A 19,049-nucleotide genomic window follows, 5' to 3' on the forward strand; every position below is an offset into this window, starting at 1 on the left:
AGTCCCACTGTAGACAGCCTCTCGATTGCCGCCGGCCAAAGAAAGGTCCGGTCCCCATCGCCTATGCTCTTCCGACGGAATTCCGGCGACAATTTGTCGTCCGGAGTTTCGCGTGTTTACCTCAACCACTCGTTAAGGGCAACGCGCGGGGGCCGATCGGCCGCCCGCCGTGGCATTTGTGCACCGCCTTAAAGACGGCTCAAAGCCTTCAGCTCATGCAGAACAGCGGCGTCACGGGCCGAAACATCCGGGAATTCCGGATCTGAGCCGACATCGGCGGTGTAGCGCCAGGAGCGCGCGCACTTCACCAGGCCACGGTCCTCCGCCTTCTCGACGACCACGGCGACGCCCTTGACGTCGTCGAGGGTAAAGCTGCCCGCCGGCGCTTTGCCGTGCACGATTACCAGATCGCTGGTGATCGCCATCTCGGCCATGTCGACATCGGCGATCGCCGCTTCGAGCACGGCATCGTCGAGGGTGACGACCGGCACCGCTTCCAGCGAAGAGCCGATGACCTTCTGCGCACGGGCGATTTCCAGCGCGCCGGTGACGACACGGCGGACCTGCCGCACCTTACGCCACTTCTCCGCCAGCGCCTCGTTCCTCCACTCCGCCGGGATTTCCGGGAACTGGTCGAGATGCAGGGAGACCGCATCCGGATGACGGTCGAGCCAAGCCTCTTCCATGGTGAAGGGCAGCATCGGCGCCAGCCATTTCACCAGGCAGTCGAAGAGATGGCGTACCACCTGCACGGAAGCCTTGCGCTTCACGCTGGAAGGCGCTTCGCAGTAAAGCGCATCCTTGCGGATGTCGAAATAGAAGGCCGACAGCTCTACCACCATGAAGTCGAGCAGCGCGCGGGTGATGCGCTTGAATTCGAACGCGTCGTAGCCCGAGCGTACGACCTCATCGAGTTCAGCGAGCCGGTGCAGCATCAGCCGCTCCAGTTCAGGCATCTTATCCAGCGGCACCTCCTCGCCATCGTCGTGGGCGAGCGTGCCCAGCATCCAGCGGATGGTGTTGCGCAGCTTGCGGTAGGCGTCGATATTGGTCTGCAGCACGTTCTTGCCGAGCCGCTGGTCTTCCCAATAATCGGTCGTCACCACCCATAGCCGCAAGATGTCGGCGCCGGACTGCCTGATGACGTCCTGCGGCACGACGGTGTTGCCGAGCGACTTCGACATTTTCCGCCCCTCCTCATCCATGGTGAAGCCATGGGTGACGACGGTGTCGTAGGGCGCCCTGCCCCTGGTGCCGCAGCTTTCGAGCAGCGAGGAGTGGAACCAGCCGCGATGCTGATCGGAGCCTTCGAGATAGACGTCGGCCGGCCATTTCAGGTCGGGCCGGTCCTCAAGCGTGAAGGCATGCGTCGAGCCTGAATCGAACCAGACATCGAGGATGTCCATGACCTGCTGCCATTTCGAGGCCTCGTGATTGCCGAGGAACCGCTCCTTGGCGCCGAGGGCGAACCAGGCGTCGGCGCCTTCTTTCTCGAAGGCGTCCATGATGCGCTGGTTGACTGCCTCGTCGCGCAGCACATTGCCGTCGGCATCGGCAAAGACGGCGATCGGAACGCCCCAGGCGCGCTGGCGCGACAGCACCCAGTCAGGGCGCTCCTCGATCATGGCGCGGATGCGGTTCTGGCCGGCGGCGGGTACGAAGCGGGTATCGTCGATGGCTTTCAGGGCGCGGCTGCGCAGCGTCGTGCCGTCGCCAAGCTCCTTGTCCATATAGACGAACCATTGCGGCGTGTTGCGGAAGATGATCGGCTTCTTCGAGCGCCAGGAATGCGGATAGGAGTGCTTCAGGCGGCCGCGCGCGAACAGCGCGTTGCGCTTGATCAGCTCGTCGATGACAGCCTGGTTGGCGTTGCCCTTCTTGCCATTGTCGTCGATGACGCGCGCCGCTCCACCCTCGCGGTCCGGGCCGAAGCCCGGCGCGTCCTTGGTGAAGAAGCCGGCATCGTCGACGGTGAAGGGGATCGCGGTGTCGATGCCACGCTGGCGAAGATCAGAGGCAGCATCCATCCAGGCGTCGAAGTCTTCGCGGCCATGTCCCGGCGCGGTGTGGACGAAACCGGTGCCGGCATCGTCGGTGACGTGATCGCCGGCCAGCATCGGCACGGGAAAATCGTAGCCGCCACCCAGAGCTTTGAGGGGATGCGAAAGCGTAAGGTTTTCAAGCTCTTCGGCGCCAACGCTGCGAAGCCGATTCAGAGTGACCTTGGCCTTCGCGGCAGCGTCGTCCGCAAGCTTCTCGGCAAAGATCAGCTTTTCGCCGGGCTGAGGACCAAAGGCGTTCTCGGCCGCCGTAACCTCGTAGAGACCATAGTTGATGCGCGGCGAGTAGTTGACGGCGCGGTTGCCGGGGATCGTCCACGGCGTCGTCGTCCAGATGACGACGTTGGCATCAAGCAGATCGAGCGACGTCTGCGTCAGCTTGGGATCAAGGGCTGGCTGCCCATCCTTGATGTTGATGACCTGGCGAGCGAGGCTGACGACCGGAAACTTCGCCCAGATCGTGTCCGACTCATAGTCCTGGTATTCGACCTCCGCCTCGGCCAGCGCGGTGCGCTCGACCACACTCCACATCACCGGCTTGGAGCCGCGATAGAGCTGGCCGGACATGGCGAATTTCAGCAGCTCGCCGGCGATGCGCGCCTCGGCATGGAAAGCCATCGTCGTATAGGGATTGTCGAAGTCGCCGACGACGCCGAGCCGCTGGAATTCGGAACCCTGCACCTTGATCCAGTGCGCCGCAAACTCACGGCATTCCTGCCGGAACTCGTTGACCGGCACCTCGTCCTTGTTCTTGCCCTTGGCGCGGTACTGCTCCTCGATCTTCCATTCGATCGGCAGGCCGTGGCAATCCCAGCCTGGTACATAGTTCGAGTCATAGCCGCGCATCTGGAACGAGCGGGTGATGACGTCCTTGAGGATCTTGTTCAGTGCGTGGCCGATATGGATGTTGCCATTGGCGTAGGGCGGGCCGTCGTGCAGCACGTATTTTTCGCGGCCGACTGCGTCTTCGCGCAACTTGCGGTAAAGGTCCATGTCCTGCCAGCGCTTGACCAGCAGCGGTTCCTTTTCCGGCAACCCGGCGCGCATCGGGAAATCCGTCTGCGGCAGGTAGAGCGTTTTGGAATAATCGATCGTCTCGGCGGTCTCGGTATCAGTCATTCGTCTGCCATATGCGTTGCCGGCGGCAAAAGAGCCCGGGCGTTGAACTATCATGATCTGGAAAAAGCGCGAGAGGCCGCGCGCAAGATTCCCGGCGGCTCCGGCGGCGGTCAGGCCGCCCGGAGCACCGGGCCTGTAATTCGTATCGCAGGCGCGAGAAGGCGCGAAAAGCTCGTCATGGCTGGGCTTTTAACCGAGACAGGCGATATTGAAAAGCCCGAACTCTGATGCTTCCTTGCGGAAGGTGCCAATTGCGCATACATTTGTAGGCAAATGGCAAGCAGAATGGCCTGCAGTGCCAAGGAAACAATTCATGTCGGTCGCAGCAAGGGCAATTCGCGCAACACACGACTTTTCCGTCCCTACGGACAAGATCGATCATCTGCGCAGTCTGGGTTTCAGTAGCGAAGAACTCTATCGTATCGTTGCCCCCCGCCGCACGCTGGCGCGTCGCAAGGAACATGCCGAGCCGCTTTCGCCAGCTGAATCCGACCGCGCCCTGCGCCTTGAACGCATCGCCGAGCAGGCGGATCGGGTATTCGGTAGCCATGAGAAAGCCCAGCGTTGGCTGAGAAGCGAGATCATAGCATTGGATGGTGCAAGGCCGATCGATCTCCTTGAGACAGAGACCGGCGCCCACGTCGTTTCCGAAGAGCTTATCCGTATCGACTTTGGCATGCTTGCCTGACGATGCGCATCTGGCGCATCTCCAATTTCGCGGATCTCTCGGGTCGTGGCGGAACGCTCGTTGATGGAAGATGGAACAGGCGCGGAATGCCCATCGTCTATTGCACCGACCACCCTTCGACGGCACTGCTGGAGATACTGGTGCATGCGACGCGCGAAACCGTTCCGGAAACCTACCAGCTTATCGAAATCGACGTTCCGGACGGAATAGAAATGACCGAACCGGTTATCCATGACGGCTGGGACAAGGACATGGAATCAACACGGCGACAGGGCACGGACTTTCTCTCGGCCAATCGTTACGCGCTCATGAAAATTCCTTCGATCATAATGCGCAAGGCAAACAACTATCTGCTCAACCCGACCCATGACGATGCGTCACGCATTACGATTGCGGGCCTATACCATTATCCGTTCGACAGCCGTTTGATCAAATGAGCCGACGCCCGCCCGCTCACATCGAGAAATCGAAGCGATAGGTCGTCGACACGCCGATCATGAACTGATCCCTGGAGCCGCGCTCCTTGACCAGGCTGGAATCGGCGGCCGGACCCATCAGGCGGGAATATTCGCCGAACAGACTGGCCGTCATCGGCTCGGTCACCTTCCAGGTCACCGCGCCGCCCAGGCCCGCCGACTTCACCCCGCCGCCGGGATGATATTCGCTAAGTCCCGAGGCCAGGGACTCCTTGGCATCAACGCCGTAATAGGCGTCGAAATAGTCCGATGAGGCGAACGAAACGCGCGGTCCGGCCGAAATCCTGACGTCGGGCGTCACATCGTAAAAGGCGTCGGCGGCGATGTCGGCGACAAAACCGTTATGCGCGCGAATGCCGTGCCGCAATTCGGCGCGGGCACGCAGCCAATCCAAAGGATAGAATTCGAAGAAGCCGCCAGCCTCGCCGCCCCAGCGCACCGGGTCGAGACCCTTCAATTCGTCGGCGTCACCACCGTCGCGGGAAAACAGGAACTTGCCTGTCAGGCCGGCGCGGACGCCGCCATCGTCGATCAATGCCAATGAAATATTGTCGTTGCGCGAGGTGAAGCGCGCCGCGGGACCAGCCTTGCCGAGCGAGATGATCGGCGAGGCACTGAGCAGGTAGTTCTTGCCGCCCTCGAAATTCGGAGCAACCATGCCGGTGGCGCCGACCGTCAGGTACCAGTCTCCGGACAGCCAGCCGAAGGTGCCCTCGCCGGCCTTGGCAACGCCGCAGGTGCCGAGCATGAATGCGGCCAAGATCGTCGGGACAGACCGCATCGTTACTCCATACGTCGAACGCATTGGCCGATACAACCAGCCTTGACTGAAGCCATGGCGCCAGTTCGGTAAAATTTGACTTAATATCCGCAACATTGGCAGCGTTGGCCGGCCTGTTCCGCGTTGCAGTCGAGTGTTTGGCGCACCAAGATTCCAGATCAAGTGTTTGGAATACGATAGCAGTTGCCTCGGCAGGGGTTACAAACATTCGCGGACAAACATGCCTGCGCTGTGAAGAGCGCGGCGACCGGCGCTCAACCCCGCATTCCAAACCGGCCAAGCGTGAATCATATGCGGCCAAATTTCGAGACCTACTTTGACGTCAGCCGCGCCAGCGGCTTCGGCGAGCCGAGTTGCGTCCGACAACAGCGTCTCGGCCGAACCGGCTTGTATCAGCATTGGGGGAAATCCGCTCAGATCGGCGAACAAGGGCGAGATCAGCGGATCGCGCCGACCAACGCCATTGGGAACATAGGCCGTTGCCAGTTCCTCCAAATACGCCCGGTGGATGATAGGGTCGATTGCGTCCTTGGTTGATAGTGTCGCGCCGGACATCGAAAGGTCCGTCCAGGGCGAAACCAGCCAAAGACATTGCGGCAACGGCTCGCCTGACGTGCGCAATATACTGACCAGGCACAGAGTGAGGTTGCCGCCCGCACTGTCTCCGCCAACCACGATGCGGTCCGACGCGATGCCTTGCCGGCTCAGAAAGCGCCATGCGGTGAGTGCGTCTTCATGTTGCGCAGGGAAAGGATGTTCCGGTGCGCGGCGATAGTCGATCGCGAGGGTGCGCATTCCCATTCCCCGACCTGCCTCGGTCACCATTCGACGATGACTTTTAAGAGAGCCGGAGCAGTAGCCACCACCGTGGAAAAACAGCAGAATCTTGTCCCTGTCACTCCCAGGCGCCAGCGACCACTCTCCCTCGAGGCCATCGAAAACCACATGCTCGCATCGGATGTCCTCCGCGACTGGCCACACCGAACCGACTTCGTCGAGCCGTGCCCGGCGTTCGTCCCAGCGGACCGTTCGAGGCTTTGAGGTCAACAACCTGCGGACGGCGTTGATCTCCGTCAGATCGAGGTGTTCGTCCGCATCGCTCATTTTGCTTCCCTAGCCTCATCAAGCGTAGAAAACGGCATATAGCAGCAGCACACGTCATCGTATAAAGGGCCAATGCCAGCACTGGGAATTTTCGTTACACTTGCGCCGCGGCGGGACGACGGGTCGCCCGTAAACCCGCTTGTTATCTTTTAGCACTGGCTCACCCCCCACATGATCGAATTATTCCATCTGGTATTTGGCCGCTTCGGGTCAAAAACGGAGGTCTAGCGGATCGCTCGGGAGTGTGGCGCTCACAGCCTGCTCGCTGGACGGGCAAGGCGATCGGCGCTACCTTCCGGAACAAAGAAGCTAGGCAACCTTGAGGGAAAAGGGCAATGACCGTGCACAGCGATGCCATGAAAGACGCCATTGGCCAGACGCGGGCGAAATGGGGATGGTTCGTCGCGCTCGGGGTGCTGCTGCTTGTCTTCGGCGGCATTGCCTTCGGCAATCTGTTCATCGCAACCGTCGCCTCGGTCTTTGTCGTGGGCTGGCTGATGCTGATGGCCGGCATTGTCGAGATCATCCATGCCTTCGGTGTGAAGACATGGGGCCGCTTCTTCTATTGGCTGCTCAGCGGCCTCCTCTATGCCGTCGCCGGCTTCTTCGCGTTCGACAATCCGGTCCTCGCCTCGACGGTGCTGACCTTCCTCCTGGCGGTCGCGCTTCTTGCCTCAGGCGTGCTCAGGGCCTGGGTCGGCTACAGCCACCGGCCACAGCCCGGCTGGGGCTGGGTGGTCGCGGCCGGCGTCATCAGCGCGCTGGCGGGACTGGTCATCGCCATGGGCTGGCCGGTCAACAGCGTGTGGGTGCTGGGCCTGTTCCTGGCCGTCGACCTGATCTTCCAGGGTTGGAGCTTCATCGCTCTTGGCTTGGCGCTGAAGAGATAAATTCTGGTTGAGCATGATCTTAATCGGAAAACCGGTTCCCACTTTTTTGCTTCGCTGACCTTCGGTTCGGGACCATGCTCTAAAAAGCTATGGCCGCGTCCAGCCCGGAAAGCGGCCTGACGCCGGCGAGCAGTGCCTTCGCCTCGGCCTCGTCACGCTTCATCTGGGCGACCAGCGCGTCAAGCCCGTCGAATCTCACCTCCGAGCGCAGGTAGCCGAAGAAGGACACGGCACAAATCTCGCCGTAGAGGTCGCCGGAAAAGTCGAAGACGAAGGTCTCCAGCAATGGCGCGCCATTGTCGTCGACCGTCGGCCGGCGGCCGAAGCTGGCGACGCCATCGTGAAGCGAACCGTCGGCGCGGCGGAAGCGGACGGCATAAATCCCTTCCTTGAGGGTGGCTTCCGGCGAAAGCCTCATGTTTGCGGTCGGAAAGCCGAGTGTCCGGCCGAGCTGCTGGCCGCCGATCACCTCCGCCTCGACGGTGAAACGGTAGCCGAGCAAACCGGCGGCCTCGGCCACATTGCCCTCGCACAGCAGCGTGCGTATGCGGCTCGACGACACCACCTCGGCGCTTTCGTCGCGAAACGCATCCACCAGCGTGACGCCGAAGCCGTGGCGCTCGCCGGCAGCCATCAGATAGGCCGGGCCGCCCTGGCGGTCCTTGCCGAAATGGAAATCGAAGCCGGTGACGGCGTGGCTTATGCCGAGATTGCGCTCGAGCACGCCGGTGACGAAAGCCTCCGCCGACAAGGCGGCGAACTCGCGTGTGAACGGCTGCTCGACCAGCGCCGCAAAGCCCAGATGCGACAACAGCCGCGCCTTCATCGGCGGCGGCGTCAGCACGAACAACGGCATGTCCGGCCTGAACACCTTTCGCGGATGCGGTACGAAGGTCAGCACCAGGGCGGGTACGCCGCGACGCTCCGCTTCGGCGCGCGCGCGTTCGAGCACCGCCTGGTGGCCGCGGTGGACGCCGTCGAAATTGCCGATAGCCACCACGCCGCCGCGCAGATGGGCCGGCAGCGGTGCGGTTGCGGAAATGCGTTCGAACATGGCCGTCATGGCTTGAACCTATTGCAGCCTGGGAATCACCGCGACCGGCCTGTAGCCATATTTTTCCAGGAAGGCCGCGAGCCTGGCCGGATCCGGCTGCAGCGTCTCACCGTAATCACGGGCATGGATCCCGCCCGATACGTAGAGCACGTCGAAGCCATTGTCGGCCGCGCCCTTGATGTCGGTCATCATGCCGTCGCCGATGGCCAGAACTTGCGAACGCTCGACCGGGCGGCCGAGAATGACGGCGATCTCCTTCATGGCGACATCATAGACCGGCGCGTAGGGTTTGCCGGCGATCAGCGTGCGTCCGCCAAGCTGTGCGTATTCGCGGGCCAAAGCGCCCGCGCACCAGATCATGCGTTCGCCGCGCTCGACGACGATGTCGGGATTGGCGCAAATGAAGGGCAGGTTCCTGGCACGCAGCCGCAGCAGAAGATCGGCATAATCCTCCGGCTTCTCCACCTCGTCATCGAACAGGCCAGTGCAGACCACGCCGGATGCTTCGAACTCCTCGACGAGTTCGACGTCGAGGCCCTCATAGAGCGTGAAATCCCGATCGGCGCCTATGTGGAAGATCTTTCGCGGCCCTTCCGCGATCAGGTCGCGGGTAACGTCGCCGGACGTCACGACACGGTCGTAGGCGGCGGGAGGAACGCCGATGGCGTTCATCTGCGCCACCACGTCGGCGCTGCGACGCGGCGAATTGGTGATCAGCACGACAGGTATTTTCGCCGCGCGAGCAGCGATCAGCGCGGCAGCCGCCGCCGGGAAATGCCATTCGCCGTTGTGCACCACGCCCCAGACGTCGCACAGGATGGCTGAATAGGCTCCCGACAAGTCTGCGAGCGAACCGATGATGTCGGGCGAATCCGCCATGCCGTTGTCCCTGTACCATGATGCTTGCAAGCGCCGCGACCGACGGTCCGCCGCGACCGGCTGGGATTAACCGAAGCGCTTCACCCTGTCACCAGCTTTCATAGCGCCGCAAGATTGTCGCACGGGGACGCCGGCGAGCACGCGATGGTGAAAGCTTTTCTTTTCCAGCGCCTTATTCCCTTTTTTAGAGGCTTTGCCGCGGGAAGCTCGGAGCAGCATTGCCGATTGCGGACGCGTGGTTAACAGGGATTGAAAACCCGTACCGGCCTTGAACGTATTTCAGCAATCGGAAATTTAAAAATGCGTGGCATCGTCCGGGAAAAATGGGGCGGGCGGGAATGCTGAAGGCAATAGTCGGAGAATTCCGACACGACAGACGTGGCAACTACTCGTTAATGACTGCAATCACCATTGTGCCGCTGATGGCCGGTCTGGCGCTCAGTGTCGACTACGGGGAGTTGCTGCGCCAAAAGCACGAAACGCTGAACGCCCTTGATGCGGCCGGCCTCGCCGCCGCCCAGCAGATCGTTGCCGGCGCCAGCGACGACGACGTCAAGGCCTACGCCAAGACATTTTTCGAAACCAATCTCGCACGTATCGACCCGGCGAATACAGCGCTGACCGTCACGCTGCCCAACAACAATGCCGGCGGCGGCACCCTGAAGCTCTGCGCCAGCCTCACCTTCCATCCCTATTTTCTACCGGCCGCCAGCCTGCTGATCGGCGGCACGGCAAGCGACACGACCTTCACCGAATGTTCGGAACTCCGCCTCAAGAACACCCTCGAAGTCGCGCTTGTGCTGGATAATTCCGGCTCGATGAGCGATCTCGGCTCCGGCACCGGCGAGAAGCGAATAAACCTGCTGAAGTCGGCCGCCAAGCAGCTTGTCGATACGCTGGCGCTTCAGGCGCAGCAGATGAAGCAGATCACCAAACCGGTGCAGTTTTCTCTCGTGCCGTTTGCGGCCTCGGTCAATGTCGGCCCTACCCACGACCAGGACGGCTGGATGGATCAGGACGGCATGTCCCCGATCCAGCACGAGGATTTCGACTGGACGACGATGAGTGCCGCCAACAATCCGGACAAATATGCCGAGAAGCTCAACGGCGTCTGGTACAAGCGCGGCACCGGCTGGGGCGAGACCAAGGACCAGCCGCTGACCCGTTTCAGCCTCTATGCCGACATGACGGTCGAATCGGGCCGCGAAGAGGTACCCAATTCGAAGCAATATGTCTGCGACACATACAAGAAGAACGGCACCTGCCAGTACGGCCATTGGAGCGCACCGGAATATATCTACACCACAAGCCGCTATGCGAGCTGGCAAGGTTGCGTCGAAGCACGGCCATATCCCTACAATGTCAGCGACACCACGCCCGATACAACCGCGCCGGCCACGCTTTTCGTGCCGATGTTCGCCCCGGATGAGGCTGGCACTCTGTGGCTCGATTTCAACCGTGACGGCATCAACGATGTCATCGGCACGTCCTACAATTACGGCAACAACTGGTGGGCCGATTGGCCCTATGTCGCCGGTCCTACCGCTTCCCAGCGCCAGTCTGACATGCGCAAATATTTCCTGGTAAAACCATACGGTTCGCAATCCGCAGCCGCGGGCGATGGGCCGAATTCCTCCTGCACCACCAACCCGATCACGCCGTTGAAGGACGTCAGCCAGGACGCAGAGAAGCAGGAGATCAAGGACGCCATCGACGCGATGGCGCCGAACGGCAACACCAACGTGCCGGAGGGGCTTGCCTGGGGCTGGCGAACTGTATCGAGCAACCCACCGTTCTCCGAGGGCCGGTCGAACAGCGAGAGGGGCAACGACAAGGTGGTCGTGGTGCTGACCGACGGAGCCAATACCTATAGCGCCGTCAGCGACAGCAGCTATGCCAACAACAGGTCGACCTACGCCGCCTACGGCTACACTGGCCTGACCTATCCGGGATCTGGAAGCGTAACCCGCCTGTTCATGAATACCAGCACCGATATTGGCAAGACCACCTATACCGGTGCCAACTACACGGCAGCACTCGACGAGCAGATGAAAACGCTCTGCGCCAATGCAAAGAATTCAAATATTCTGGTGATGACGGTGGCGCTCGACCTGTCACCCACAGATGCCGGCGACAAGAAGGCAATCGATGCGCTGAAGGCATGTTCCTCGGATTCGCGCTTCCGCAAGGATCCGGCGGACCCGAGCAAGCCGGCCAAGCTGTTCTGGAATGCGACAGGCGCGACGCTGTCCGACAATTTCAAGGAAATCGCCAACGAATTGTCGAACCTGCGCATCGTCGGCTGAAGGCGATGGGATTGGCGACTAAGGCAGGGGGGCCCGGCGCGCTGGCGCAAAGGCTCCTGCCGTCATGCCCTTGCGGGTTATGGAAGCATGTGGTGAGTGTCCCCACCCGGAGATGCGCTCTTGCCTGAACCCGCCAACCATCTTGCCTTCGCGCTGGTCTGCCTCGGTATGGTGCTGACGCCCGGCCCGAACATGATCTATCTGATCTCGCGCTCGCTGTCGCAAGGGCCGAAGGCCGGACTGATCTCGCTGGGCGGCGTGGCGCTCGGTTTTTTGTTCTACGTGCTGTCGGCGGCGTTCGGCATCACCGCGTTGCTGCTCGCCGTGCCCTTTGCCTATGATGTGCTGCGCCTTGCCGGCGCGCTCTATTTGCTGTGGCTCGCCTGGCAAGCGGTGAAGCCCGGTGGGCGCTCGCCCTTCCAGATCCGCGAACTGCCGAAAGACAGACCGCGCAAGCTGTTCGCCATGGGCCTGATGACCAACCTGCTCAACCCGAAGGTGGCAGTGCTCTATCTGTCGCTGCTGCCGCAATTCATCAGCCCCGGCAAGGGCCACGTGCTGTCGCAGCTTCTGGTGCTCGGTGCCACACAGGTCGCGATCAGCCTGACCGTCAACGCCATCATCGCGGTGACGGCCGGCTCGATCGCCCTCTTCCTCGCCGGGCGGCCGCTATGGCTGGTGATCCAGCGCTGGATGATGGGCACGGTGCTGACCGCGCTGGCCGTCAAGATGGCAACCGACGCGCAACGCTGATCGGTCCTACATCGGCCGCCGGTCCGGCTGTGCCCGCTCCGGTTCGACCACCCTGCGATAAAGATGCCAGGTCGCGTGGCCAAGGATAGGCATGACGACGGCAAGCCCGGCAAATAGCGGGATCGAGCCGATGACCAGCAGCACGGCGACCATCAGGCCCCACAGCGCCATCTGCAGCGGGTTTGTCAGAACTGCCCTTGCCGACGTCTCGATTGCCGAGACCGCGCCGACATCGCGGTCGAGCAGCAGCGGAAAGGCGACGACGGTCGTCGCCAGCACGATCGCGGCAAAGGCGAACCCGGCCAGGTTGCCGAGCAGGATCAGCGTCCAGCCCTTGCTGGTCGTCAGCACCTCGCGAATAAAGCCGACAATAGAGGCCGGAGGCTGATTGCCGTACAGGCTGGTGTAGATCGATTGCGCGGTGAACAGCCAGAGCAGGAACAGTACCACCAGCATGATACCGATGACCGCAATCGCGGGCAGCGCCGGAGAGTGGCGCACGTCGAGCGCATGCCACCAGGATGTATCCATGCCGAACTCGCGCCGGCGGCTGATTTCGTAAAGGCCGATAGCGGCGAACGGACCGACCAAAGCGAAGCCGGACATCAGCGGATAGATGAGTTGGATGGCGTTCGAGCCCGACGTCCACTGCGTCAGGATCAGGCCGACCACCGGATAGATCAGGCACAGGAACACGTAGTGCGACGGCTTGGCCCAGAAATCCTCTACGCCGAGACGGAGCGCATCGAGCAGATCCTCGGTGCTGATGCGGCGCACCGTGGGCTGTACATGCATTCCACGTGCGTCCGCCATGACATGAAAGCCGGCCATAACCTTTCTCCCGTGGGTCGGGGCGGCCGCCGCCAGGATGGCCGCCCGCAGCTGCCACTTCAAGAACGCCCGTATGATAGCCGATCTCGGCGTGCTTGTCGCCACCGCCCGGCGCCGGGGCGCCGGGCGGCTGAACGAGCGGATTAGGCCGCGAAGCGATCGATCACCTCGGCCAGCGGCACGTGACCGAGGCAAGCGCCGGACCCGGCGGGCTTTTCGCCAGCCTCGACAGCGAGCGCGTATCGCACGGCCGGATCGGCTTCGATGCGGCGGCGTAGCGCCGCCAGCCTGGGATAAGCGGCGCCGTCGACCGCCTGGTGGAACTCCGCCCAGCGCGCTACGCCGATCAGCGTGGTATCGGCAAGCGTCGGCCGGTCGCCGACCAGGAAATCCGTGTCGAGGATCATCGCCTCGAGCTGGTCATGGCGGTTGGTAACGACCTTGCGGCCGAAATCACGCAAGGTCGCCAGCTGCATCGGTTCGGCCGACTCCATTTCATATGCGGCCCAGAGCGGGGTGAAAGCGGCGGTGAAACCGGTGTTCACGAAAGCCATCAGCTGATGCATCCGGTCGCCCTCCGGCGAGCGAGGATCGAAGCTGATACGGCGTTGCGTATCGCGGGCTTCGAGCCAGGCGGCAATCGCCATGGTCTCGGTGAGCACCCTGCCCTCGTCCGTGATCAACACCGGTGTTTCCTGACGACCGTTGATGCTGGCATAGGCGTCGTTCTTCATCTCAGTGAGCATATCGACGCGACACAGGCGGTAGGGTTGTCCGAGGCGTTCAAATGCAGCGACAAGCCCCATCGAACTTCCCAGCGGGAAGCCGTAAAGGAGAACAGGTTCCATTTCTTTGTCTCTTCCATGATTTAGGGATTACGCTGCGCAGCGAAACTTGACCCTAAACGCTGGTCGCCCCATGTAAATTACGCACTATTCTGTAACCAGGTCCCCGCCATGAAAGATGTCGTCTCACGCTGCCCGATCGAGGAGACCATGCGTGTGCTCAGCGGTCGCTGGCCCACCTTGCTGCTCTACTACCTCAAGGACGGGACCAAGCGCTTCAGCGATTTGAGGCGTGACAACCCGACAGTTTCGCACCGCATTCTGGCGCTGGAACTGCGCAAGCTGGAGGAAGCCGGGATCGTGCGGCGAACGGCGCGTACCGGCTATCCGCTACGCGTGGATTACGACCTCACGGAGCCCGGTCTCAAGCTTGTGCCGCTCATTGACGCCCTGGGCGATTGGTGGGAAGATACCGAGGACGATCGGGCCGACCGGGCTACATCGACGCCGGAAACCAAACTCGTGGCGGCGGAATAGCCGACCGGCGATCACCGCCGCAAAGAACTGCCGGCGAGAGCCCAGAGCGCTCCAAGCCGTTCATACATTAGATTCCGCAAGACCAAGGCGGCCGGCTATGGGGCGCGCCATTGTGGCCGGCCAAACCGGGACAAGGCACCGCCATCCGGCACCAACTCCTGTAGCATAGCTCGCCAATCCTGATCACCTGATCCGCCGTTCGATCTCGTTGCCCGATCAGATCGGCTTGACCATGCTGGCTGGCTGTCGCTTTCGATCCTGACGTGAAAGAAGAGCCTACTTATCCTCTTGAAGTTTCTCCTGAGACTTTGCCATTTGATCGTCCCCAAGTTCCATATTGTGCATCGTTGCAATCAACCATTCGTCATGATCCCGCGTCGCCACTACGCTGATTAATCCGCGCCGACGCGGCCATTCGTTTCCCATCGGATCGAGCGCGCCAGTCATGGACCACCGCAGGTCGAGCGTGGCAACATCAGGGCGAACAAGCCTGTTCCGCACGCTTTCGGCGGATAGGTGGCTGTGCTTGAACATCTTCTCAAAAATTGGGGCATGGAACTGCTCGATCTTGTCACGTCCAGTCGCCTGCATCCCGAAGACGTTTGTAAATTCGGCATCTGCCGCGAATACGGCGGCAAAGGCGCGAGCATCGTGACGATTCCAAGCTTCGATCAGCCTGTGCGCGACACTTTCCACCCCTTCAGTTCGGACGTTGCCGGTAGCCATGCTGACCTCCTGCCATTATAGTTCGGTTGTCATACTATATGGGCACCATATAAGTTTGGAAAGATGGATAATCAGCCATACACGCAGTCTCTGCTTCTCTATGCTTATCAATCGTCGGCGAGCGCTTTGGTCCAGGTTCTCCGGGAGAGCGGCCATTCGGCGATCAAGCCCAAACACGGCGCTGTATTCGCCAACATCGACGCGGAAGGAACCCGACCCAGCGTCCTCGCAGAGCGTGCGGGCATTGGCAAAGCATCGATGGGTGAGTTGATCGATGAACTGGAGCGCCTCGGTTATGTTCGGCGTTCGCATGATCCGAACGACCGACGGGCCAAATTAATCGTTGCAACTGAGGCGGCGCTTGCGGTGATCCGGACCGTCCACGATTTCAACCAGCGTCTCGAAGACCAATACCGAAGGCTGCTTGGTGCTCAGGCGTACGAATCGCTCCGGTCGTCACTGCAAGCGATATCCCCCAGCGAAAATTTGCAACCGAGGATACCTCGCCAGCGCTTGTGAAGCCGCAAAGGTAGGGCAAAAGAAACTCTCTGTCCGTGACGGCCTGACTGGGTATCGAGCTCCTGGGAGTATCGAGCCCGAACAGCCGTCTGGGCGAATGCTGCCATCCGAGCAGGCCTGTTTCGATTGAGCGGTGAAATCAATCTGACACAGTACCATCGCGTCGAAACCATTCATCACGCATTTTCACCGCCCTGCCCGGCAAAAGCCATGATCGCGGTTATGTCAGGCGGGCATGACCCTTACGAAAATCGAAAATTATGAGGTCCAACCAAGCCTAAGCAGGCGCGTGCTGCTCAGAGCTGCCGGCCTTGGCGCCTTTGCCGGGCTCACCGGATGCGCAACCGCCGTGCTGCCTACCGGTGAAAGCGCCGGTGTCTCTGCTTCCGCCGTCGGCACGCTGGCCGGCATCCGCGCTTCGGCGGGTCTGGGGCCGCTTGTCCCAGATGCCCGGCTCGAGCAGGCGGCGCTGCAGCAGGCCGGATATATGGCGCGCGGCGGCCGAATGAACCACACCACCGGCTGGGGCAAGGACTTTGCCTCGCGCGTCAAAGACAATGGCATTGCCGGCGCTGCCGCCGAAAATATTGCCGAAGGCCGCTTCGACCAGCAGAAGCTGTTCGATATCTGGGTGCATTCGCCAGGCCACCGCCGCAACATGCTCGACCCGCGCTTCACCCGCTTCGGCCTCGCCTATGTGCGCGACGGCCGCGACAGCACGCTTCGCTACTGGTGTCTTGTGCTCGGCAGATAATTTCCACCATTTGGACGGCGGAAGCCTGCTGGCGACCGATCCGTCAGTCTTTGCGGCCGCCGCCGAGCAATTCCTCGATGTCCTGCGCACAAACCGGCCTGCTGAAATGATAGCCCTGCATTTCGTCGCAATTGTTCCTGCGCAGGAAAGCAACCTGATCATCTGTCTCAACGCCCTCGGCGATGACCCTCAGGTTGAGATTTTGCCCCAATGAAATCACCGCGCTGGCCACAGCCTGATCGTTCTCGTCGGCGGCGAGATCCTTGATGAAGGACTTGTCGATCTTCAGCCGCGCCACGGGAAAGGTCTTGAGTGCACTGAGGCTGGAATAGCCGGTGCCGAAATCATCGATCGAGATCTGGACACCCAGGCTTTGCAGGGCGTTCATGGTGGCGACCGCCAGCTCGATATCCTGCATGATAAGGCTCTCGGTCACCTCCAGCTCGAGATGCCTGGCCTCCAGGCCGCTGTCCTTCAGCGCGCTGACGATGCGATCGATCAGGTTGCGCTCCCTGAATTGCCGCGCCGACACATTCACGCAAACGGTCAAGGGCGGCAGTCCTGCGTCTTGCCAGGCTTTGTTCTGCCGGCACGCCTCATGCAGAACCCAGTCGCCGATCGGTACGATCAGACCTGTCTCCTCGGCGGTCGGGATGAACATCGTCGGCATTACCGTGCCAAGCGTTGGGTGGTTCCAGCGTATCAGCGCCTCGACCGCAAAAACCCGACCTGACCGAAGGTCCACCTGCGGTTGGTAGAGCAGCGTGAATTCCGAACGCGCCAAGGCGTTTCGCAACTCTTCCTGAAGCAGGAATTTTTCATGCGCCCTGGTGTTGAACTCGGGAGCGTAAAACTGGAAATTATCGCGGCCGAACTCCTTGGCGCGATACATGGCCGCGTCGGCATTTGCCAGCAGCGTATCGGGATCCGTCCCATCCTTGGGATAGTTGGCAATGCCGATGCTGGCCGTCGCCCGCACAAGATGCGCTCCGAGCCGAACCGGCTCGGCGAGTGCAGCCCTGAGCTTTTGCAAGGTCTCGGAAACGAGATCGACGTTCGCCGGCTGGTCGAAAAGCACGACGACGAATTCGTCGCCGCCAAGCCGCACGACGGTATCGGTCGCCCGGACGCAGTCGACCATGCGACTTGCGACGGTCTTCAGGAGCTCGTCGCCGGCATTGTGGCCGAGCGTGTCGTTGACGAATTTGAAATTGTCCAGATCGATGAACACCACCGTCACCCAGCGATCGTATCGCTGGGCGTACAAGACCGCCTGTGAAAGCCGGTCCTCCAACAAGGCGCGATTGGGAAGCCCGGTCAGCACGTCATGATTGGCCATGAAGTGGATCCGGTCTTCGGCCTGTTTGCGTTCGATGGCGATCCCGGCGATGCGCGTGGTGAAATCGATGAGGCGAGTCTCGGCCTTGGTCGGTTCGCGCACCGTCATAGAATACATCGCAAAGACGCCGAGCACGGCGCCCTGATGCGACAGGATCGGCGTCGACCAGCATGAACGCAAACCGTGTGGCCGCGCGAGTTCGCGATAGTCCTGCCAAAGCGGATCCTGCATGATATCAGCGACAATCACCGGCTCGCGCCGATAGACTGCGGTACCGCAAGACCCTGCCCTTGGGCCCACCGCGGCGCCGTCGACGGCGTCGGTGTAGTCTCTCGCCAGGCTCGGCGCGGCGGCGTGGCGCAAGTGGCTGCCATCCTTGTCGAGCAGCAAGACCGAACCGAATATCCCCGCCAGTTGGGACTCGACCAGACGCATGAGCCGCTCGAGCACGTCTTCGAGGGGAGCGCTCTTTGCGATCATCTCGAGGATATGCGCCTGCCCGTCGCGAAGGATTTCGGCCTGCTTGCGCGCAGTGATGTCACGGGCAATGTCGACGAGGCCGAAAATGTTGTTCTGAACGTTGCGCAACGGCAGTTTCGTAGACAGGAACCATTTGCCGGTGCCTGACGCATCGACGACGAACTCCTCCTCGTCGATCATCGGTTGTCCGTCGCGCATCAGTTGCTGCTCGATGAGGCGAAATTTCTGCGCAAGATCCGGCGCGTGAAGGTCGAAGTCGCTCAGACCGATCATGTCGCTCGTGCTGTCTCGACCGCTGTCGGACGCAATGGCTCGGTTGGCGACGACGAAGCGGCTTTCGGTGTCCTTCACCCACATGTAGTCAGGCACCAGGTCGATGAGCGTCTGCAAGGAGATACGCTCGTCGACGACCAAGCGGTTGGCGCTGAGCTCGCTGATGTCCTCATGCGTGGCCACCCAGCCGCCGTCAGGCATCGGCTGATGGCAGACCTGAATTGTCCGGCCATCGGCGAGCTCGGCTGTCCAGTTCCCCGAAGCCGTGCCCGAATTGACTGCCCGGGCCAACGCCAGATAAGCGTCCGCATTCGTTGCCGAGGTTCCGACAGCGACGCGCCGCTCGACGATTTCGCGCAGCGCCGCACCCGGCTGCAATTGCTCCGGGGCAAGGCGATAGATTTCCGCGTAGCGTCGATTGCACAGGATCAGCCGTTCACCGGCATCAAAGAAACAGATGCCTTGCGAGATGTTCTCTATCGCGGTCTGGAACCGCAGTGCCTGGTCCTGAAGTGCCGCAATCGTGGCGCGAAGCTCACGCTCGAGGGCCTCATATGAGGCAGTCGCCAGTTGTGCCAGCGTCGTCAAATTTGCGGATTCGGGCGCGTCGGCGGTTTGCCTGGATGACTTCGTGGCCAAACACAATTCCTCCCGCTGATGCTTGAGGCAAGCAATGGAGGCTCGCCTTCAACCCA

The 19,049-nt window shown here is 61.4% G+C and carries 18 protein-coding genes; 9 read left to right on the top strand and 9 right to left on the bottom strand.

Features of this window, described 5'->3' with window-relative positions; genetic code table 11:
• Positions 1-188: 188 nt before the first annotated feature.
• Positions 189-3,179 (bottom strand): isoleucine--tRNA ligase, encoded by a 2,991-nt coding sequence (gene ileS / locus NKJ15_RS21535; RefSeq protein ID WP_352817446.1) that lies wholly within the window; start codon positions 3,177-3,179, stop codon positions 189-191.
• Positions 3,180-3,221: 42 nt separating this feature from the next.
• Here ileS and NKJ15_RS21540 point away from each other — a divergent pair, with 42 nt between their 5' ends.
• The 3 genes from NKJ15_RS21540 to NKJ15_RS21550 all read left to right on the top strand — a co-directional run bounded on the left by NKJ15_RS21540 (position 3,222) and on the right by NKJ15_RS21550 (position 4,304).
• Positions 3,222-3,407, top strand: a complete 186-nt coding sequence (locus NKJ15_RS21540) for a hypothetical protein (protein ID WP_352474531.1) — start codon at positions 3,222-3,224, stop codon at positions 3,405-3,407.
• Positions 3,408-3,492: 85 nt separating this feature from the next.
• On the top strand, positions 3,493-3,867 hold the full coding sequence (locus NKJ15_RS21545) for an Xre family toxin-antitoxin system antitoxin (protein ID WP_254817430.1): 375 nt from the start codon (positions 3,493-3,495) through the stop codon (positions 3,865-3,867).
• Positions 3,868-3,869: 2 nt separating this feature from the next.
• A complete protein-coding gene (locus NKJ15_RS21550; RefSeq protein ID WP_254817429.1) occupies positions 3,870-4,304 on the top strand; it encodes an RES family NAD+ phosphorylase in 435 nt (144 codons plus the stop codon).
• A 16-nt stretch (positions 4,305-4,320) separates the two neighbouring features.
• On the opposite strand, the gene NKJ15_RS21555 is transcribed toward NKJ15_RS21550, so the two are convergent.
• Positions 4,321-5,124, bottom strand: a complete 804-nt coding sequence (locus NKJ15_RS21555; protein ID WP_352817449.1) for a MipA/OmpV family protein — start codon at positions 5,122-5,124, stop codon at positions 4,321-4,323.
• A 198-nt stretch (positions 5,125-5,322) separates the two neighbouring features.
• Entirely contained in the window at positions 5,323-6,228 is a 906-nt protein-coding gene (locus NKJ15_RS21560) for an alpha/beta hydrolase (protein WP_352817452.1), read from the bottom strand.
• A 335-nt stretch (positions 6,229-6,563) separates the two neighbouring features.
• On the opposite strand from NKJ15_RS21560, the gene NKJ15_RS21565 reads away from it, so the two are divergent.
• Positions 6,564-7,118, top strand: a complete 555-nt coding sequence (locus NKJ15_RS21565; protein ID WP_352685523.1) for an HdeD family acid-resistance protein — start codon at positions 6,564-6,566, stop codon at positions 7,116-7,118.
• Positions 7,119-7,197: 79 nt separating this feature from the next.
• Here NKJ15_RS21565 and NKJ15_RS21570 read toward each other — a convergent pair whose 3' ends face one another.
• Complete coding sequence (locus NKJ15_RS21570; RefSeq protein WP_352541594.1) at positions 7,198-8,181, bottom strand: bifunctional riboflavin kinase/FAD synthetase; 984 nt, start codon at positions 8,179-8,181, stop codon at positions 7,198-7,200.
• A 9-nt stretch (positions 8,182-8,190) separates the two neighbouring features.
• The gene (locus NKJ15_RS21575) at positions 8,191-9,051 is read right to left on the bottom strand and encodes a TIGR01459 family HAD-type hydrolase (protein ID WP_352503369.1); all 861 of its coding nucleotides are present in this window, start codon (positions 9,049-9,051) and stop codon (positions 8,191-8,193) included.
• Positions 9,052-9,389: 338 nt separating this feature from the next.
• Between NKJ15_RS21575 and NKJ15_RS21580 the strand changes: the two genes are divergently transcribed.
• Both NKJ15_RS21580 and NKJ15_RS21585 read left to right on the top strand, forming a co-directional pair.
• Positions 9,390-11,357, top strand: a complete 1,968-nt coding sequence (locus NKJ15_RS21580; protein WP_502906935.1) for a pilus assembly protein TadG-related protein — start codon at positions 9,390-9,392, stop codon at positions 11,355-11,357.
• A gap of 120 nt (positions 11,358-11,477) precedes the next feature.
• Positions 11,478-12,110, top strand: a complete 633-nt coding sequence (locus NKJ15_RS21585; RefSeq protein ID WP_352817458.1) for a LysE family translocator — start codon at positions 11,478-11,480, stop codon at positions 12,108-12,110.
• Between the two features lie 6 nt (positions 12,111-12,116).
• Here the strand turns inward: NKJ15_RS21585 and NKJ15_RS21590 are convergent, their stop codons facing one another.
• Both NKJ15_RS21590 and NKJ15_RS21595 read right to left on the bottom strand, forming a co-directional pair.
• Positions 12,117-12,941, bottom strand: coding sequence for a DUF2189 domain-containing protein (locus tag NKJ15_RS21590; protein WP_352503372.1), 825 nt, complete (start codon positions 12,939-12,941; stop codon positions 12,117-12,119).
• A 143-nt stretch (positions 12,942-13,084) separates the two neighbouring features.
• Positions 13,085-13,789 carry a glutathione S-transferase family protein gene (locus tag NKJ15_RS21595; protein WP_352817460.1) on the bottom strand — a complete coding sequence of 235 codons (705 nt, stop codon included), beginning with the start codon at positions 13,787-13,789 and terminating at the stop codon, positions 13,085-13,087.
• Between the two features lie 108 nt (positions 13,790-13,897).
• Here NKJ15_RS21595 and NKJ15_RS21600 point away from each other — a divergent pair, with 108 nt between their 5' ends.
• A complete protein-coding gene (locus tag NKJ15_RS21600) occupies positions 13,898-14,263 on the top strand; it encodes a winged helix-turn-helix transcriptional regulator (RefSeq protein ID WP_352474516.1) in 366 nt (121 codons plus the stop codon).
• A gap of 276 nt (positions 14,264-14,539) precedes the next feature.
• Here the strand turns inward: NKJ15_RS21600 and NKJ15_RS21605 are convergent, their stop codons facing one another.
• Positions 14,540-14,989: an SgcJ/EcaC family oxidoreductase gene (locus NKJ15_RS21605; RefSeq protein ID WP_254817420.1), complete on the bottom strand. Its 450-nt coding sequence runs from the start codon at positions 14,987-14,989 to the stop codon at positions 14,540-14,542.
• Positions 14,990-15,052: 63 nt separating this feature from the next.
• On the opposite strand from NKJ15_RS21605, the gene NKJ15_RS21610 reads away from it, so the two are divergent.
• Positions 15,053-15,508: a MarR family winged helix-turn-helix transcriptional regulator gene (locus tag NKJ15_RS21610; RefSeq protein ID WP_352817463.1), complete on the top strand. Its 456-nt coding sequence runs from the start codon at positions 15,053-15,055 to the stop codon at positions 15,506-15,508.
• 235 nt (positions 15,509-15,743) lie between these two features.
• Positions 15,744-16,262 carry a CAP domain-containing protein gene (locus tag NKJ15_RS21615; RefSeq protein ID WP_352817466.1) on the top strand — a complete coding sequence of 173 codons (519 nt, stop codon included), beginning with the start codon at positions 15,744-15,746 and terminating at the stop codon, positions 16,260-16,262.
• Between the two features lie 43 nt (positions 16,263-16,305).
• Here NKJ15_RS21615 and NKJ15_RS21620 read toward each other — a convergent pair whose 3' ends face one another.
• Positions 16,306-18,993 (bottom strand): EAL domain-containing protein, encoded by a 2,688-nt coding sequence (locus NKJ15_RS21620; protein ID WP_352817468.1) that lies wholly within the window; start codon positions 18,991-18,993, stop codon positions 16,306-16,308.
• Positions 18,994-19,049 lie beyond the last annotated feature (56 nt).

The sequence above is a fragment of the Mesorhizobium sp. M0207 genome, from assembly GCF_040321995.1.
Taxonomy (GTDB): Bacteria; Pseudomonadota; Alphaproteobacteria; order Rhizobiales; family Rhizobiaceae; genus Mesorhizobium.

Excerpts from the sequence above, each read along its gene's own strand:
- NKJ15_RS21575 (WP_352503369.1), bottom strand. The coding sequence starts at position 9,051 with ATGGCGGATTCGCCCGACATCATCGGTTCGCTCGCAGACTTGTCGGGA.
- NKJ15_RS21555 (WP_352817449.1), bottom strand. The coding sequence starts at position 5,124 with ATGCGGTCTGTCCCGACGATCTTGGCCGCATTCATGCTCGGCACCTGC.
- NKJ15_RS21580 (WP_502906935.1), top strand. The coding sequence starts at position 9,390 with ATGCTGAAGGCAATAGTCGGAGAATTCCGACACGACAGACGTGGCAAC.
- NKJ15_RS21570 (WP_352541594.1), bottom strand. The coding sequence starts at position 8,181 with ATGACGGCCATGTTCGAACGCATTTCCGCAACCGCACCGCTGCCGGCC.
- NKJ15_RS21600 (WP_352474516.1), top strand. The coding sequence starts at position 13,898 with ATGAAAGATGTCGTCTCACGCTGCCCGATCGAGGAGACCATGCGTGTG.
- ileS (WP_352817446.1), bottom strand. The coding sequence starts at position 3,179 with ATGACTGATACCGAGACCGCCGAGACGATCGATTATTCCAAAACGCTC.
- NKJ15_RS21545 (WP_254817430.1), top strand. The coding sequence starts at position 3,493 with ATGTCGGTCGCAGCAAGGGCAATTCGCGCAACACACGACTTTTCCGTC.
- NKJ15_RS21605 (WP_254817420.1), bottom strand. The coding sequence starts at position 14,989 with ATGGCTACCGGCAACGTCCGAACTGAAGGGGTGGAAAGTGTCGCGCAC.
- NKJ15_RS21565 (WP_352685523.1), top strand. The coding sequence starts at position 6,564 with ATGACCGTGCACAGCGATGCCATGAAAGACGCCATTGGCCAGACGCGG.
- NKJ15_RS21590 (WP_352503372.1), bottom strand. The coding sequence starts at position 12,941 with ATGGCCGGCTTTCATGTCATGGCGGACGCACGTGGAATGCATGTACAG.
- NKJ15_RS21560 (WP_352817452.1), bottom strand. The coding sequence starts at position 6,228 with ATGAGCGATGCGGACGAACACCTCGATCTGACGGAGATCAACGCCGTC.
- NKJ15_RS21550 (WP_254817429.1), top strand. The coding sequence starts at position 3,870 with ATGCGCATCTGGCGCATCTCCAATTTCGCGGATCTCTCGGGTCGTGGC.
- NKJ15_RS21595 (WP_352817460.1), bottom strand. The coding sequence starts at position 13,789 with ATGGAACCTGTTCTCCTTTACGGCTTCCCGCTGGGAAGTTCGATGGGG.
- NKJ15_RS21610 (WP_352817463.1), top strand. The coding sequence starts at position 15,053 with ATGGATAATCAGCCATACACGCAGTCTCTGCTTCTCTATGCTTATCAA.
- NKJ15_RS21615 (WP_352817466.1), top strand. The coding sequence starts at position 15,744 with ATGACCCTTACGAAAATCGAAAATTATGAGGTCCAACCAAGCCTAAGC.